The following is an 18,020-nucleotide window of genomic DNA, read 5'->3' as shown; positions in this document are numbered from 1 at the left end:
TTCATATAAAACATATTTTGATTGGAAAGTTGTTCTTTCGCTTATTAAACATCCATGAGTAATAACAAAATCATACTGAGCTTGACGATCAGGTAAATTCTGAAAATCATAATAAGATATGGTCATAATAGGTCTAAGTTTTTAATTTTTTTTTGAAATTTTTTCATCAAGGCCCTGAATATCTTTTCGGATTTCAAGAAACATTTCTTTTAGATTATAGTTTTCAAGACAGTCAGGTTCAAAGTCCTCTGGGAAAATTCCTGAAGCATACTGCCATATTTCAACAATTTCTCCTAAAGGAATATCATAAGGTTTATAAAATGAGTTGTCCGCAGAAACAGTTATTGATTTTTTATTTGTGGAGGTAAATCGTTTATAAGAAATACCATCGTTTAACGTAACAAAAACATAGCTTTTACTTGGTTTTAGATCATCAATATTTTCAAGATATTTTCCAATAATATAGGAACCATCTTTAAATGGTGGCATAGAATCTCCTTGAGCCGGGAATGCTCTGTATTTACCATTGGTTAAAAAAGGTAAAGAAATTCTCTGTAAGCTTTCAATATATTCTGGATCACTATACCCCGATAAATAGCCCATAGAAGCCTTTTGTGGAACAATTTCAATACTGTTATTACCTAATTGATCCACTACAACTGGTAAAACAATTCTGTTATCCGGAAGTTTTAATACATCTTCCAACGGATACTTTCTGATATCTACCGTGAGAAGTAAATCAATACTTAAATTAAAATACTTGGAAATTCTAATGAGTAGCTCGTAAGGAGCCTCAGAGCGACCATCCTCATATTTGGAATAGCGAACCCTGCTCATCGAAATTTGATCCGCAAGCTCCTGCTGGGATAAATTTTTTTGAGTTCTTAAAAACCTGATGTTATCTGAAAAAATTGACATTGATACAAATTGTATCTGCAAATATAGTAAAAATGATACAATTAGTATCTAATTTTGTATTGTGAATCGGGCAATTGTACATATGGATCTGGATACATTCTTTGTATCCTGTGAGAGACGTAATAACTCTCAGCTTGACGGGATTCCTCTCATCATCGGAGGTGGAGACCGTGGAGTAGTAGCATCATGTTCCTATGAAGCAAGAAAATTCGGAGTGCGCTCTGCTATGCCAATTAGAATGGCCTTACGTTTATGTCCTGATGCAAAAGTAATTCGGGGAGATCACGAGCTATATTCCAATTTATCACATACCGTCACCCAAATTATTCAGGAAAAAGTTCCTCTAATGGAAAAGGCAAGTATTGATGAATTTTACCTTGATCTTTCAGGAATGGATAAGTTCTTTGGATGTTACCAATGGACAAAAGAAATTGCCACAGCCGTAACCAAAGAAACAGGACTTCCCATAAGTTTTGCTTTATCTACCAATAAAACAGTTTCCAAGATTGGGACAGGAGAAGCAAAACCTGTCGGAAGATTGGAAATTAAAGAGCTGGAAGTTCAGCCGTTTCTAAATCCGTTATCAATTAAAAAAATTCCGATGGTAGGAGATAAGACTTTTCAGTTACTGTCTAGAATCGGAATCCGTACCATTCATACATTGTCTGAAATGCCTGTTCTTGTATTGCAGCAGATGATTGGATTAAATGGAAAGGAACTTTGGAAAAAAGCCAATGGTATTGATGAAAATCCTGTAGTTCCTTATTCCGAACGGAAGTCAATTTCTACAGAAAGAACGTTTACCAACGATACCATGGATATTGTAGAACTAAAAAGACTCATCTCAGGAATGGCCGAACAATTAGCCTATCAGTTAAGAAAAGAGAAATGGCTGACTTCGACTGTAGTGGTAAAGATCCGCTATGCTAATTTCGACACTGAGACTAAACAATCAAAAGTCTCCTATACCTCTGCAGATCATACCCTCTCCAGAGTAGCGTTGGAATTGTTTAATAAAGTGTATACAAGAAGAATGAGGCTTCGTTTGGTAGGCTTACGCTTTACCGGGCTCGTTCATGGTAATCATCAGATGAACCTTTTTGAAGATACCGAAGAGCAGATGAGCCTATATCAAACAATGGATTACCTGAAAAACCGCTTTGGTATTGATGCAGTAGGCAGAGCCTCTGGTTTTGATTTTGAGAAATAAAATAGAATTATAAATTTTCCAGCATGTTTTTAAATTGTCATTCTTTCCACAGCCTTCGTTATGGGACTCTATCCATAAAAGAATTGGTAAAGCAGGTTTCCGATTTAGGAATTAAAGAATTGGTGCTAACGGATATCAATACCGTTACGGGGATTTATGATTTTAAAATGGAGTGTGAGAGGATTGGTATTAAGCCTGTGGCAGGAGTTGAAGTCAGAAAAAAAGGAAAGCTGCTGTACATTGCTGTTGCAAAAGATTTTTCAGGAATTGGGGAAGTTAATAAACTCATTACCGATCATAATTGTGATGACAAAGAACTCTCAGAAACAGCACCGGAATTTAAAAACGTTTTTGTAGTCTATCCTATGAGCAATATCCCTACTGAACTTAAAAAAAATGAATTCATAGGCATAAGAATAGAGGAGCTTAATTTTCTGATCAGACCTGAATATCAGAAACTACTATCAAATATGCTTGTTTTACATCCTGTTACTTTCAACACTGATGAAGAATATGAACTGCACAAAATTCTAAGGGCAATTGATAACAATACCTTACTGTCAAAGCTCACCAAAAGAGAGGTCTGTAGAAAATCTGAATATTTTGTAAGCGAGCAGGCCATTGCAGCAGCATTCGAAAGATATCCTGAAATTGTTCAGAGAACAAAAGATCTGCTGGCACAATGTAGTTTTGAATTTGATTTTAAGCAGGTCAAAAATAAGCAGTTTTATACAAAATCAAAAGCCGATGATGTAAAACTGCTCCGAAGATTGGCATATTCAGGATTGGAAAAGCGATATGGCAACCGGCATGAAGTGGCCCAAAAAAGAGTGGAAAAAGAGCTTAAGGTAATCGATGAGCTTAATTTTTGTTCTTACTTTTTGATTACCTGGGATATTATCCGCTACAGCAACAGCATGGGCTTTATGCATGTAGGACGCGGGAGTGGAGCGAATTCTATTGTAAGCTATTGTTTAGGAATAACCGATATCTGTCCGTTAGAACTGGATCTGTATTTTGAAAGGTTTTTAAACCTTAATCGGAAGTCTCCGCCGGATTTTGATATCGACTGGAGCTGGCAGAACAGGGATACCATACTGGAATATATTTTTGACCGGTACGGGAAAGATCATGTGGCTTTCTGTGGTACCAATGTGGAGTTTAAATACAAATCCATTTTTAGAGAAGTGGGAAAAGTATTTGGACTCCCTAAGGAAGAGCTGGATGAGTTAGCGAAGAGACCGATGATGCAACATGACCAGAATGAGGTAGTACAACTGGTGCATCAATACGGCAAGTTGTTAGAAAAATTTCCCAATCAACGAAGCATGCATTCCTGTGGAATTTTGATCTCTGAAGAACCGATTACTCATTATACTGCTCTAGAAATGCCTCCTAAAGGGTTTCCGATTGTGCAATTTGATATGAATGTCGCCGAAGACATCGGACTCGAAAAATTTGATATTCTTTCCCAAAGAGGATTAGGAACGATCAATGATACCGTAGAGCTGATCAAAAAGACAAGAGGGATAAGTGTCGATATCAGGGATACCACTTTGTCCAAAGATGAAGGGAAAGCCAATGAATATCTGGCTATCGGAAAAACCATAGGCTGTTTTTATATTGAGTCTCCGGCAATGCGAGGGCTTTTAAGAAGATTAAAGTGCGATAATTACAGAATCCTTGTAGCTGCATCTTCTATTATCAGACCCGGGGTGGCACAAAGCGGAATGATGCGCGAGTATATTTTCAGGCATAACCATCCCGATCAATTCGAATATTTCCATTCAGTATTCGAAGAACACCTGAAAGAAACCTACGGCATTATGGTCTATCAGGAAGACGTGATTAAGATTGCTCAATATTTTGGTGGTTTGTCTCTGGCTGATGGAGATATTCTCCGCAGAGCCATGAGTGGTAAAGGTCGTTCAATCGAAAAGCTCAGAGAAGTAAAAAACAATTTTTTTGAATCCTGCAAAAAGCTAGGACATTCAGAAACATTAACGGCTGAAGCATACCGACAGATAGAATCCTTCGCAGGATATTCTTTCTGTAAGGCACACTCCGCTTCCTATGCCGTAGAAAGCTATCAGAGTTTGTATCTCAAAGTATATTACCCCTTAGAGTTTATGGTTTCGGTCATCAATAATCAGGGAGGGTTTTACCGGACAGAAGTCTATATTCATGAAGCAAAAATTTCGGGCGGAAATATTCAGGTTCCCTGCGTGAATACCAGTGAGTTTCAAACTATACTCAAAGGAAAAGATATTTATTTAGGTCTGATGGTATTAGAAGGTCTCGAAACAAGGATTGCCCACGGAATTGTAGAAGAACGGGAAAGGAATGGTGACTATAGATCATTAGAAGACTTTATAAAACGTATTCCTATAGGTATTGAAACCGTACAGATTCTGATTTTTATAGGAGCTTTTAGATTCACAGGAAAACCTAAAAATGAGCTCCTCGTAGAAGCAAGAGTTTTACTGGTCAACTTTAAACCCGAAAATAGAGGGCTTATGCTCATTGAAGAACCGGTTCAGGAATTTAAGTTACCCCAGTTAAAAAGAGAAGCCTTTGAAGACGCTTTTGATGAAATAGAACTCATCGGATTTCCGGTTTCATGCACGCCTTTTGATTTGCTGCAGACTAAATACAGAGGTTCAGTTTTTGTAAAAGATCTATTGAAGTTGCACAAACAGCAGGTGAAAATGTTGGCCTACCTTATTTCCAGAAAGCATGTTCCCACAAAGAAAGGAACCATGTATTTCGGAACCTGGATCGATGTCAATGGAGAGTATTTTGATACGGCACATTTTCCTGATAGTCTGAAGCAATACGATTTTCAGGGGGGAGGATGCTATTTACTCTTGGGGACTATAGAAGTAGATTTCCATTTTCCTACCATCACCATTCACAAAATGGCAAAAATGCCCATGATTCCCGATCCTCGGTATGCTTATGACAAAGAAAAGCAATATGATATCCATCGTCAGATTAAGGAAGATGTCAGTATGACCCATAGAAAGCCTTATCCTCAGGCTCATGAAATTGGATTGATAAGACACAAGATACAATAATCATTACTATTAAAAATTGAAAAATGAATCAGTTGAGTTTATTTAATACAGAAGAATTCTATGAATTTCCGAAAGATCTTTTAGATTACAGAGAGAGTTTCCTCAGCAGGGAAGAAGCAGATCTGCTTAAAGATATATTGTTACATACAGCTCCATGGGAACAGAGTACTCAGAAGATGTATGATAAAACAGTGCTGACTCCACGATTAACAGCCTGGTATGGTGATTCAAAATATACTACATTAAAAGAAAATAAAAAGCCTACTCATCCGTGGACTCCCGAATTGTTTTCTTTAAAGCAAAAAATTGAGAAAGAGTTTGGTTACCAGTTTAATGGGGTTTTACTCAATCTCTACAGAGACCACAACGATTCTGTTGCTTGGCACAGAGATAAAGAAAGCCGTTATGGGAAACGGCCTGTAATCGCATCAATCAGCCTTGGACAAACCAGAAACTTTGATTTTAGAAAAAAGGAGCATTATCAGAGTAAATATAGTCTTCCGCTTCCGCACGGTTCACTACTCATCATGAAAGGTGATTTGCAGGAACATTGGGAACATCGGATTGCTAAATCTACATTGTCGATGAAGGAGCGGATTAACCTAACTTTTCGTTTTGTGAAAGAGTCTGTTTAATCAAAAAAATGTTATTGAATTATAAATAACTATATATAAATGTATCAGGAAACCATTGATAAATATTATTTAATAATGATGTATTATTTTAAAATTATTGATGGTTTTTATTAAATTTTGTATATTTAATAAAACTATTTACCATGCGAAACTATATATTTATTTTAGGAATTTTCCTTTTGTGGGGGTGTTCACCCATTAATAAATTGTATAATAATTTCAGTGGTTTTAAAGAAGTAAAGCATTACAGTGATTCATACAACCCACCGCTACGGTTATTTTTTGACAGACATGGTGATCTTTATCCGAAACAGTCACTCAATTCTACCGAGTTTTTAGAAGCACAATCTATTTTACAGAAATATTTTATAGAGAATAAAGCTTACCTGAAAAAAGCTTTTGAGGAGGAAAGTTTACAATATGTCGAAAATAACGATGTAAAATTAAATTTTCAGATTCTCCAAGACCACATTCGTGATCAATATATACAACAGATCAATAATTTAAGTAATAATAAAAAACTGGTTTTTCTGATCCACGGTTATAACAATACTGGTGAATCAGCTTCACTTGCTTTAGAAAAGTTACGAGTTGAGGTAATTAAAAAGTTTCCCCATGAAAAATTTCAATTTGTAGAGGTATACTGGGATGGTCTTACAAAGCGAGACAACCCTTTAAACAGTACAACAATTTGGAATAATGCCCAGTATAGCTCTTCAATGGCAGGGTTGGGTCTCCGCAAAATATTAATTAACATAAAAAACAAAGAAAATTACGTGATAACCCACAGTCACGGTGCAAGTGTTATTACAGAAGCTTTATTTAATGTAAGAAGATTTGATGATAAATATTACATTACAAATTACAATGGTAAAGAAATAGCAAATCTACAAGCTATCTATAATACCTCAACATCAAAATTTTCTGTAGGAATGCTTGCTCCGGCTATCCCTGGATATAATGTATTCCATGAATATTATGATAGAACAGTTGAAGGGAGTTCCGTCGTTACAACAATGACTAATTATCGTTTTGTAAATGGGTTTAATAAATATGATGTTGCAACAACAAAAGGATTTTTAGCAGGTTCTTTTGGTGCAACAACGCTTGCTTGCAGAGAAGATGATCATCTTGCAGTACAAGCATTTTTTAAAAATGATTCGAAGATCTATTCAAGAATTAATTTCTCTGAGGACAAGAATAATAAGCAAAGAAGTCATGCTGTTGTTGCATATATAGAAAATCCCAACTTTAATACGTTTCTAATCTCGGTTATTGAATAGTATGTGAGGATATTTACTGAATTTTTTATAAGCTCTTTAATCATTGGTGATATAGACTGCAAAAAAAGTAATTAGGTCTCTAATAAATAACTAGACCAATATTTCTAAATTTGCTACTTTTTAAACCATAATCATCATAGAAATTAATGTCAATAAAAAGAATAATTGGGGCTAGAGCTAATGCTGCTACAATGAGGCTTGATGTTTATATAATTCCCATAAATAAAGCAGTCCAATTACTATCAAAATACAAGCAATCCATATTCCTAAACGTTCTAAAAAATTGAATCCAATTGCTTTTTCGTAATTTGAATATTCTTCGATGCCTCCAATACCACGCCGATTGAATTTGCTACGATTAACACAATAACGTAATGAGAAACCAAATGAAAAACTTATTATCGAAATTATTAGTAAATACAATTTAGCTCTTTATTTTGAAAATTTCTTCAGCAGATTTTAATGAGTTTGTTCAAAAAGCACTTCTTGCAAATCCTGTAGAGGTGTCCAAATTCCCGATTTAACTTTTAAGTAAGTTTTGCATAACGAAACGATCTTTTCTTCATTTCCAAACTTGATCTTTTTTCTGTCTAACTCTGTTAAACCTTCGAAGGCATTTGAAGTAAAGCCATATGTTGACAAAAACAAACCGCTTTCTCTCTTTTCGTTGCAAATTACTTTTAAAAATTCTTTTACAGATTTCTGACCTACCAGTTGTTTGGATTTCCAGTGTTTAACCTCAACAATATACTTCCGAGGTATTCCTTCTTTGATGATCTCCAGAATAATATCCTTACCTCCATCTTTGCTTGGTGGTGTAAGTGTAACATTAAATGCCAACCCTTCAAACAACTCAGCTATTGTTTTCTCGAATTCTCTCCATTCTATTTTTAACAAGAAGTTTGGATCTTCCGCTATTTTTTCGATGAAAGTTTTACTTACAATTTTGATGATGTCTTCATATTCATGGGTATTTAGCTCAGACTCTATTTCTATTTTAGATGCCCAGGATTTCAAGTCATCTAAGGTTAATAGTTCAACTTTTAAAGGTTCGGTGATATTTAGAAAATTATAACATGCTGTAGTAAATCCCTGAGGCGCAAATAAAATAAGACGGTCATAAGGAAAGTTGAAAGCAAACGAAACTCTCTCATGTACACGGTCTTGATTAACGCTTTTAGCAGTATTTTGAAGAGAAATACATATTCTATCTCGAGAATCTTGCTTTGTGCACATGAAATCAAATTTACTTGTGTCAGGGCTAGGATTAAGTATGGTTGTAAAACCATCATTTGATAGAAGTTTTGAAATAACTTGGTGAAATGTAAAGCAAATTTCTCGATCGTCTTTAGGGCTTATTGTAGAGTTTTCTAAAACAAGAATGTCTCGGATTAATTCATCTTTTTTGGTGGGGCTCATGGTATATAAGTTAATTATCAAAATTACGCAATAGATTAAATAAATTAACTTATATTATCTTTTAAAGTAAACTCTTCTTATTAGTTTTTTTCGAAGTATTTTTATCAGCTGCAAGTAACAAGTAGCTTTCTAAAAATTTCGCTACATCATAATCTTCTATATTGAATTTATTATTTTTCTAGTAAATTTGTGCTAATATTTTTATTATCCAAAATTCATTATTATTTTGGTATAGAAATTAAGTTAATTGAAGCCCGTTTAAATTTTGACTACGCCTACTGTTTTTTGTAGGTATTCCAATTTATTGGAATAAATTAATGGATTAGTTAGCAGCACATATATATATACGATAATATTTTTATATTAATTTAACTTTTACTATTTATAAATTATCTTAAATTTTATATGAATTTTGTTAACTAACATTTATATGATGATTATCAATTATGCTTTTTGGCTATCTTAAATAAAATAAAGAAAAACAAACGGGTTTCAATAACTTTTAAGTTTATGATATGAACAAGTATATTAGTTCTGAAGATAAAGTAAAAATTAAAGAAAAATTTGAAAAAATGAGTGATTTAAAAGAATTTTGCAATCTTTTAAATCATTGCTATAGTATACTATTTTCTGACGAGTCAAATTTTATAGATGAAGAAAAATTAAAAAGATTTGCAAATCAAAATTCACAAAATCGTTATCATTATTTTGAAATAAAAAAAAAGGATGGAAGTACTAGAATAATTCATGCACCTAGTTCGGAACTTAAAGTTTTACTGAAATGTTTAAATCTTATTTTTCATAGTATTTTTATACCACACCATGCATCATATGGATTTATCTATGGAAGATCAATTTTAGATAATGCTAAAATACATTGCAAAAATAATTATGTATTTAACCTTGACCTCCAAGATTTTTTTTCAAGTATTGAAATTGGAAGGATATTAAAGAGATTCAATTATCCTCCATTTAACTTGAACAAGGATAATGGTAGAGAGATTATAGGTAATTATATAGGATGGATAGCATGCGAAGAAATTGATTTAGAGGAAGAGGTTAACGGTAAATTGCTTAAAATTAAAAAAAAAGTATTACCCCAAGGATCTCCATTATCTCCAATATTGACTAATATAATTTGTGAAAGATTAGACTATAAATTAACGGGTGTAGCAAAAAGATTTAATGTTACTTATAGTCGTTATGCTGATGATATAACTTTTAGTTCGATGCATAATGTATATCAAGAAAAAAGTATCTTTCGTAATGAAGTGGAGAAAATTATTGGAGAACAATATTTTCGCATAAAAGAAAAAAAAACAAGACTGCAAAAAAGAAATGTTAGGCAAAAAGTTACTGGGATCGTAGTAAATGAAAAAGTAAATGTAACAAAGAATTATATAAAATTAATACGTCTATGGTTAAGCATGTGGGAAAAATATGGAGCAGAAAAAGCTTATCACCTGTTTATAAATAGCTATATAAAAGAAAAAGGTTTTACAAAATACATTGGTTCCACTCCAGTTTTTATGGAAAATGTTATTGATGGCAAATTAAATTATTTGAAGATGATAAAAGGAGAAAGTAATTCTACATATCAAAGTTTGCGGGAACGCTTTAATAGGCTATCAATAAGAAATGCTAAAATGAATAAAATCTTAGATTTGTGGGAATTCGAAAGTATTGAGAAAGCAATAGAATATTATTATAGATAGTAATTCAAATTTTGTCGAATGCAGAATAAATATAATTTTATTAGAGACATGCTTTTAAATAAAAAACTCACTTTTCAACAGAAAGAGCGTATTTTAATATTAGCAGAAAAGGAATTTAAAAAAGAGGTTGGTGTGTTAAAAGATATAGATTTTCGATTGAAAATAATTGAAGATATTATACAAAAAGGCAAAACTGTTACAAATATTATAAGTAATAAGAAAGAAAATTCTAATATTACTTCTTACGCTGAAAAAGAAGAAATTAGAGAAGAAACTATTTATTACATTGACCTAAAGAATATTCCTCGATTTCTAAGATTATTGAATAATAATAATTATACTAAATTTTTAACTCATGATATTGATTCATCAGATCTTTCAGATCTAGAGAATAGCCTTCAGGCAAATTACAGTTTTGAAAAGCATCTTACAAAAATAAAAGAAGTCTTCGATGTTTTAACAGTTAAGGATAGCAAATATAAAACTAAATACAGTGGAATTTCAAAAATCACAATTTCCAAAGATTTACATGCAAAAATAAAAAGTTATATAAATGGAGGAAATAAATGGGGCGAACATGGAAATAGTATGAATTGGTCGGACAGAAAACTATTAAAATGGTGTCAAGACAATCCAAATAAAGTTCCTACCCCAGCAGTTGATTTAGGATATGAAGGTTATAGGTTTAAAGATTTAATATTTAAAGATATAGTCTACACTTTTAAAAATGAGATTCATATCAGAGAATCTAATTCTTTAGTTGGAATTATAAAGGCAATTTTATTTGAACCCATTAACAAGTTTTATGAGAAAATAGAAACGAATTTTGATAATGTTAATGACACAATAGAACTCTTTACAGACGTTGAAAAAGTTAAACAGATTATTAGAAAAATTCTTTTTTTAATTATTGACAAACATTCTTTACAAAATATACCAAATGTTGAATTTACTTTTACAGTAAATGATGGATATGCAGAATTTTTTATTTTTAATAAATCGAGTAAAATGAATTCTGATAATTATACATTTAGATTTGGTAAACATACCAAAAGCTTAATGAAACTTTGCAATGGCTTATGTGATCTAGAAATTTTCACTGATCTTAAAGATGGAAGTAGTTATAAAATCCCTATTTGGACGAAAGGAATTGTAATACAAAATGACATTATTCTTCGCGAAAATAAAGAAATTACCGGTTTTGAAGTATTTGAAAAATTGCCAAACCCAGTTGATGGGATTTTATATAAACTTAAGTTTGATTTAGGGCTAAAATTATGATTTATTTACTTGACGAAAAAAAAAATAGACAAGAAAAATATGGATGGTTAGATGAAAAGTTTAATCAATATTCAAGTGAAATAATTCTTGTAAACAATTTTAAAAATTTGAAAGAAATTAGTTCTGATGTTTTGCTAGGCGATTCTAGTAATATAATTTTACTTCATGATTCTTTTTTTAAAAACCTTGATCTGACTGATAAGTCTTTATTTGAGTTTAAGGAAAGAGTTAAGAAACGGGGCATTCGATTAGTAACGTTTGGTGGATCATTTAGTGTAACAGAATATTCAGAAAAATCATTGCAAATACCTGTTAGCAAGTTATATCAAAATCTTGAAGTTTATATTAAAACTGATAGTGAAAATCTTCGAATACTTGCATACGGTATAAATTATGAAATCGAAGAATGGCTAAATATTAAAAATATAATTGATAATTATTTGTTTAAATTTGATGACGGATATGATTTAAATGAGAACGAAATTTATGAATTACAGAAAAAAACATTTTTTAATGAAGAAATTATGTCTATGTTAAGAGAGGTTCAAAATGTAGGAAAATTAAAATTCATGTTAATAAAATGAAGAATCTTATTCTGTATTCTGATCGATACCAAGCCGTGAGATTGATTGATGACCATTCAGTTAAATTTGAAATTTTAATATATTCTCAATCTAGTGATCTTGATTTTTATATTGTAAATGAGATTGTTAGGAAGTTTTTTTTTGACGAGAAGTATGATAATATTTTTATTCCCTTAGCTCCATTCGGCTCTTATACGGATCAAGTTGGTTTAAGAATAGCAATGTATTTGAAATTTTGCCAGTCAGAATCAAAATTATCGAACATTTTTATTTATGGGGTATCGAATTTATCAGAATTGCTAAACAATGAATGTTTTGATATTATTAAATTTTCCGAGGTTAATTTGATGGCTTATTCAAATAAAGAGTTTGAAATTAATCTTAAAAATAATTCTATAATTAATGAAGAAGAATGGTTTCATCAAATAAATAATTTAAGTTTAAAAATTCCGGACGATTATTTTGACGATCATAGTATTGCAAACGAATGGGGAATTTTTCAGATAGCTAGAAATGCGGGCATAGAGATAAATGATATAGAAGGTTTTAATCAAAGTAAATTTAATAAATTATATTTTAAATGGTTAATTGCTAAAAATAGTCTCTTTGATTCAGTCTCAGCTGAACAGATAGAGAAGCAGAAAAGCTATGCAGATAAACTGCCAAAAATTAAAGTTTTAGGCAAAATTGAATTACCACCAACAAAAAGAAGGAGAGGATGAGATATTTACTTATTGATGATCTAGCAGAAAGGGGATGGAAAAGTATAATTGAAAAAGCCATTATTAAAAATGTTGGAAATTTAGACTTTTCAGTTACTTATGATGAAGCACTAAATAAACTTAATGATAAATATGATTTGATTTTTTTAGATGTAAGACTTACAGAAGATGATCATAAGAGTACTGAAATAAAAAATTATTCAGGCTTTATGTTATTAAATGAAATAAGAAAAGATTTTCTCAATAAAAATTTTTCAACTCCCATAATATTGATTACTGCCTCAAATAAGATATGGAATATAGACTCATTTAGACAATATGGAATAGATGAATATTACATCAAAGAACATCCAAATTTTATTTTTAATAAAGAGTTTTCCAAACAAAATTTAGAAAATTTACAGAAAAACTTTTTGATATTAAACGAAGAGGGAAAAAAAAGAAAAGAAATTTGGGAATTATGCACTTCCATTATTATTATCCTAGAAAATCATCAGTACTTTAATACAAATTCCAAGGATCAAAATATTAAACAACGAATTATTGATAAATTAAAATTAGGCTATGCTCAGTTGTTTTCAAAACAAACAAAGGTTGAAAAAAATATTTTGCTTTCCAATAATGATTCATTATCATTTATTATTTTTTGGTCTATTTTAGAAGAAGTGTCCAAAGCCTTCACTGATTCAAATATGACATGGTATTATAATAGAACCAATAGGAGTTATGAATTTTTAGGCAATTGGATTTTTAAAAATGGAGAAAAATTTATAGAAAATCTTTCAGAAGTAGAATGCAAAATAAATTATGTCCATAATAACAAAATACAAATGATATCATATGAGAGTCAATATCTAACTGGAAAGGTTAATTTGAGTGATCAAATTTATTCACTAATTTATGCTTACTTTTTAGTAAATAGTAATTTAAGAAATAGGCATTTAATTAGCTTCAGCAGTCTTAATAATTTTCGAAATAATATCGATTATATACATAGTTCATTAGATAATATTTTCAGTAAGAAATTAATAATTCAGGACTCTAATGATACCTACAAAATGAATGTCAAAATATTGACATTTGTTACAGATATTTTATCAAATGAAATTTAAATTAAAGTTTCAAGCTTTTATCTTGGCTTTATTCATTTTCCAGGAAGTAATAAAGTCAAAAAAACAGTAATTTTAAAAGACTAAAAATATCTTCGAATAGTCTAATCGGGTATATTAATACCTTTATCATTTTCAAATTCTTTAAAAAAAATTTCTAATGTATAGCGCTCATGTCGAAGTATATTGTATATCGTTGACATTGGAACATCATAACCTTCAGATTGTTTTAGCTTCGAAATTGTCGAAGATGTTATTCCACAGAGCTTTGCATATTTATTTTGTGAAATAATTTTGCCGTCTTGGTCATGGTACTCACGTAGAAATTTACCCTCAATAAAATTGCATAAATGCTTATTTACTAATGTATTTTTTTTATTTAAAACTTCTTTACTCTGCATTTTGATAATAATCTTTATCAAAAAAAATGATTAAAATGAAATTTACTGTTCGCTATAGCGAATGATTTGTTTTTTTTTATTATATTTGTAAAATAAGTTACAATAAATGTAACTTTGCGATACTTCAAAATAAATAATAGAAGCTATTGCTTTGAATCTCGCCCGAAAACTGGTAATTTTTAACATACGAGAGGATAAGTAAAAGGCTCACGACCTAGGCGTGGGCTCTCTTATCTGTATGTAGGGTATACCAGTACCTCAGGGCGGATAATGTAGAGTACCATGCCGTTTTATTTTCTGATGCTGTTCTGCTTTTCTACATTATTCTATTTCTAAGCTGCTTACCAACATAGAGTATCTACGACACGTTACAATGGGGTGTACAACCCATTGAGGCTTTGCAGCTTTCAGAGAACACAAATTTCATTCATATTAATTTTTATGATATGCTTTGGGTAGGGAGTGTTTTTATTACTAGAATGCTTCCTCCCAGGCATAAATTTACGATCAGGAACCTAAAAAAACATACAAGAAACAGAAAGTGTAGAGTAACCATAGAAAAAAGAAAGCCCTTTCCGCATGATAGTTTATTGGCATTAGACTGTGCAGGAAAGAGCCGTGAGCTTAATTTAATTAAACGTATTCAAAAGTATGAAAAAAAACTTTTGCGGCCTGAGTCATCTTCAAATGGCTTTTGGCTTCACATTGCTCGCTTCCAGCGTAGCAATAGGGCAGGTGCGTACCATATCAGGTACTGTCACAGAGAATAATAAGCCGTTACAGGGGGTATCGGTATTTCAACAAGGTAGTGAGTCCGTCGCAATTACAAATGACAAAGGGTACTACCAAATTCAAATCGCAGGAGCCAAAGCAGTTCTTGTGTTCAGACATCCGGATTATCCTGATCGTAAAGTGGTGTCGGGAAATCGTAATGTAATGAATATTACGTTGGGAGGGCAGGAAAAGGAGATTGAAGAAGTTACTATTAATGCAGGATATTATAAGGTAAAGGAAAAGGAGAGTACAGGAAGTATTGCCAAAGTAACCGCAAAAGACCTCGGAAATCAACCTGTCAATAATGCACTATCTGCAGCACAAGGAAGAATGGCAGGAGTAAGTATTACCCAAAATTCGGGTATTGCAGGCGGAGGCTATGATGTACAAATCAGAGGAAGGAACAGTTTAAGAACATTATCCAATAGTGCTGTAGATGGAAATCAACCGCTATATGTTCTGGATGGTGTTCCAATGTCTACGTCAATGACCTCTACCTTTTCTTCTCAAATACTTCCTTTCAGAAATATTAATCCATTAAATAGCCTAAATCCCAATGATATTGAAAGTCTTGAAATTTTAAAGGATGCAGATGCAACGGCAATTTATGGGAGCAGAGGAGCTAATGGAGTAATCTTAATTACTACAAAAAAAGGAAGTAAAAATAAGTCTACTATTAGCATCAATTCAAGTTTGGCTTTCAGTAATGTCGCATCTCATCTGAAAATGATGAATACTTCAGAATATAGTGCCATGCGTAAATCAGCATTTGCAAATGATAACATTTCTGTATATCCAACAACGGCATATGATGTAAATGGAGCTTGGGACGAAAATCGTCACACTGATTGGCAAAAAACACTTATTGGTAAAACTGCCACAACTTCTAATACCAGTGTAGGTTTATCAGGAGGCTCAGACGGTTGGACATATCGTGTTAATGTCACACATAATGAGCAAACAACTGTCTATCCTGCAGACTATCAATATAAAAATAATACCTTATCAATGGGGTTCACTCATAGGTCAAAGGATAAAAAATTAAATATTGCGCTGTCAAACAATTTTTCACAGCAATTTAATAATGTGATCAATGAAGATTTAACAACTACAAGCATCTTTTTAAGTCCTAATGCTCCAGCATTATATAATGCAGACGGTTCATTAAACTGGCAAAACAATACTTTTACCAATCCGATGGCTTCCTCGGTTGTTACGTATCAGAATGATACAAAACAGATTAATAACAGTCTGAATATTTCTTATCAGATTTTTCCTAATATAAGTTTCAGTATTAATTCTGGGTTTAATTATCAGAATTTTGAGGAATTTAACTTAAGACCTCATACAAGGTATAATCCTGCTTTTAATTTTACAAGTGCCAACGGGTCAAGTACCTTTACAAGTAGTTTTTCTTCATTTTCATATAATGTAGAACCTCAATTGACAGCAGATTATAAATGGGGAAGAAACAAATTAAATGTATTAGTTGGAACTACGATCAATTCATCTGAATCTAAACAATCTTCTATTCAAGGTTCCGGATTCGAAAGTAATGCACTTATGATGAATGTCAATGCAGCAAAAACAAAGATATTTTCTGATATTATTTCAACAGACTACAAATATGTTGCTGTTTTTGGAAGGGTAAATTATCAGCTGGATAATAAGTATATTATTAATTTCACAGCAAGAAGAGACGGTTCCAGCCGCTTTGGACCGAATAATAGATTTGCAAATTTTGGAGCCGTGGGAGCAGCATGGCTATTTTCAAAAGAAAATTTTTTGAATAGTAAAAAATGGCTGAGCTTTGGTAAAATAAGAGGGAGCTATGGAATAGCTGGCAGTGATAATATTGGAGATGCTCAATATCGTGATACATATTCTGTAGCGTCATCAAGCATTTATAATGGAGTAGTGGGGCTTGTTCCAACCAGATTGTTCAATGGAAATTTTAGCTGGGAAAAAACAAAAAAGCTTGAATTTGCTCTTGAAACCTCATTTTTTAAAGATATAATAGGGCTTAACATCTCTTGGTTTAGAAATAGATCAGATAACCAGCTAGTAGGATTGCCTTTGCCTGCAACAACTGGATTTACTTCCGTTCAGGCAAATTTAGCTGCAACCGTTGAAAACACAGGTTGGGAGTTTGAATTCAGAACCTTACTAGTGAAGATAAAAACGTTTTCATGGCAATCAGATTTCAATCTGACCATACCTCGAAACCGCTTATTGGCATTTCCGGGACTTGAAGGCTCTACCTATGCCAATCAATATGTCATAGGTTCTAGTACATCTATTGTTAAACTCTATAATTTTATAGGAATCAATCCTAATACAGGGCTTTATTCATTTGCCGATGTCAATGGAGACGGCAAAATTTCATCTCCTGACGATAATAAAAGCATCGAAGATTTAGCGGTTAAGTTTTATGGTGGATGGTCAAACAGGTTGAGATATAAGAATTGGGATTTATCGTTTTTATTTCAATTTACAAAACAAAGAAATTACAATTATCATAGTTATATGCCTGTTGCAGGAACGATGAATAATCAGGCTCAGGTAGTTTCGAACGTATGGTCTGAAGCTAATCCAACGGGGTACTATATGCCTTTTTCCACCGGAGTTAATGCGGGAAAGAATGCCGCTCATGCCAATTTCATGCGAAGTACCGCAACAGTAGGTGATGCATCATTTATTAGACTGAAGAACGTTCAGCTTAATTATAGAATCCCTTTCAATAATGCTGCTACCACAGAGGTTATTCTATATGTTCAAGGGCAGAATGTTTTAACGTGGACAAAATATTTTGGACTAGATCCGGAATTTGTAACAACAGGCTTCTTGCCACCCTTAAGAACATGGTCTATTGGAACTCAAATTAACTTTTAA

Annotated in this window: 13 protein-coding genes; 10 read left to right on the top strand and 3 right to left on the bottom strand. The window is 32.2% G+C overall.

The annotated features are described in order from the left end of the window. Nucleotides 1–141: 141 nt before the first annotated feature. A complete protein-coding gene (locus tag AC57AW_RS16550) occupies nt 142–918 on the bottom strand; it encodes a helix-turn-helix domain-containing protein (RefSeq protein ID WP_490465418.1) in 777 nt (258 codons plus the stop codon). A 61-nt stretch (nt 919–979) separates the two neighbouring features. On the opposite strand from AC57AW_RS16550, the gene dinB reads away from it, so the two are divergent. From dinB to AC57AW_RS16530, 4 genes are all read left to right on the top strand, one after another. Beyond that, nucleotides 980–2,128, top strand: a complete 1,149-nt coding sequence (gene dinB / locus AC57AW_RS16545) for a DNA polymerase IV (protein ID WP_490465417.1) — start codon at nt 980–982, stop codon at nt 2,126–2,128. Nucleotides 2,129–2,151: 23 nt separating this feature from the next. Beyond that, nucleotides 2,152–5,205: a DNA polymerase III subunit alpha gene (locus AC57AW_RS16540; protein WP_496352757.1), complete on the top strand. Its 3,054-nt coding sequence runs from the start codon at nt 2,152–2,154 to the stop codon at nt 5,203–5,205. 23 nt (nt 5,206–5,228) lie between these two features. Continuing rightward, the gene (locus AC57AW_RS16535) at nt 5,229–5,840 is read left to right on the top strand and encodes an alpha-ketoglutarate-dependent dioxygenase AlkB family protein (protein ID WP_209784082.1); all 612 of its coding nucleotides are present in this window, start codon (nt 5,229–5,231) and stop codon (nt 5,838–5,840) included. A gap of 143 nt (nt 5,841–5,983) precedes the next feature. After that, nucleotides 5,984–7,123 (top strand): hypothetical protein, encoded by a 1,140-nt coding sequence (locus AC57AW_RS16530; protein WP_496352756.1) that lies wholly within the window; start codon nt 5,984–5,986, stop codon nt 7,121–7,123. Between the two features lie 459 nt (nt 7,124–7,582). Here AC57AW_RS16530 and AC57AW_RS16525 read toward each other — a convergent pair whose 3' ends face one another. Then, entirely contained in the window at nt 7,583–8,542 is a 960-nt protein-coding gene (locus AC57AW_RS16525; RefSeq protein ID WP_209784084.1) for a restriction endonuclease, read from the bottom strand. Between the two features lie 515 nt (nt 8,543–9,057). Between AC57AW_RS16525 and AC57AW_RS16520 the strand changes: the two genes are divergently transcribed. Genes AC57AW_RS16520 through AC57AW_RS16500 form a run of 5 tightly spaced genes read left to right on the top strand, consistent with a single transcriptional unit; the run spans nt 9,058 to nt 13,956 of the window. After that, a complete protein-coding gene (locus AC57AW_RS16520; protein ID WP_490465414.1) occupies nt 9,058–10,257 on the top strand; it encodes a reverse transcriptase domain-containing protein in 1,200 nt (399 codons plus the stop codon). Nucleotides 10,258–10,275: 18 nt separating this feature from the next. After that, nucleotides 10,276–11,538 (top strand): hypothetical protein, encoded by a 1,263-nt coding sequence (locus AC57AW_RS16515; RefSeq protein WP_496352755.1) that lies wholly within the window; start codon nt 10,276–10,278, stop codon nt 11,536–11,538. Then, the gene (locus AC57AW_RS16510; protein WP_209784088.1) at nt 11,535–12,122 is read left to right on the top strand and encodes a hypothetical protein; all 588 of its coding nucleotides are present in this window, start codon (nt 11,535–11,537) and stop codon (nt 12,120–12,122) included. Before AC57AW_RS16515 ends, AC57AW_RS16510 begins: the two co-directional genes overlap by 4 nt. Beyond that, nucleotides 12,119–12,844: a hypothetical protein gene (locus AC57AW_RS16505; RefSeq protein WP_209784089.1), complete on the top strand. Its 726-nt coding sequence runs from the start codon at nt 12,119–12,121 to the stop codon at nt 12,842–12,844. Before AC57AW_RS16510 ends, AC57AW_RS16505 begins: the two co-directional genes overlap by 4 nt. Next, entirely contained in the window at nt 12,841–13,956 is a 1,116-nt protein-coding gene (locus AC57AW_RS16500; protein WP_209784090.1) for a response regulator, read from the top strand. The genes AC57AW_RS16505 and AC57AW_RS16500 overlap by 4 nt, the downstream gene beginning before the upstream one ends. A gap of 101 nt (nt 13,957–14,057) precedes the next feature. Here the strand turns inward: AC57AW_RS16500 and AC57AW_RS16495 are convergent, their stop codons facing one another. Next, entirely contained in the window at nt 14,058–14,354 is a 297-nt protein-coding gene (locus tag AC57AW_RS16495) for a hypothetical protein (protein WP_209784092.1), read from the bottom strand. Between the two features lie 651 nt (nt 14,355–15,005). On the opposite strand from AC57AW_RS16495, the gene AC57AW_RS16490 reads away from it, so the two are divergent. Next, nucleotides 15,006–18,020: a SusC/RagA family TonB-linked outer membrane protein gene (locus AC57AW_RS16490; protein ID WP_496352754.1), complete on the top strand. Its 3,015-nt coding sequence runs from the start codon at nt 15,006–15,008 to the stop codon at nt 18,018–18,020.

The organism is Chryseobacterium sp. BGA-UO-ETr-SB22 (assembly GCF_059567885.1).
This window is presented reverse-complemented; position numbering and strand designations above follow the sequence as displayed.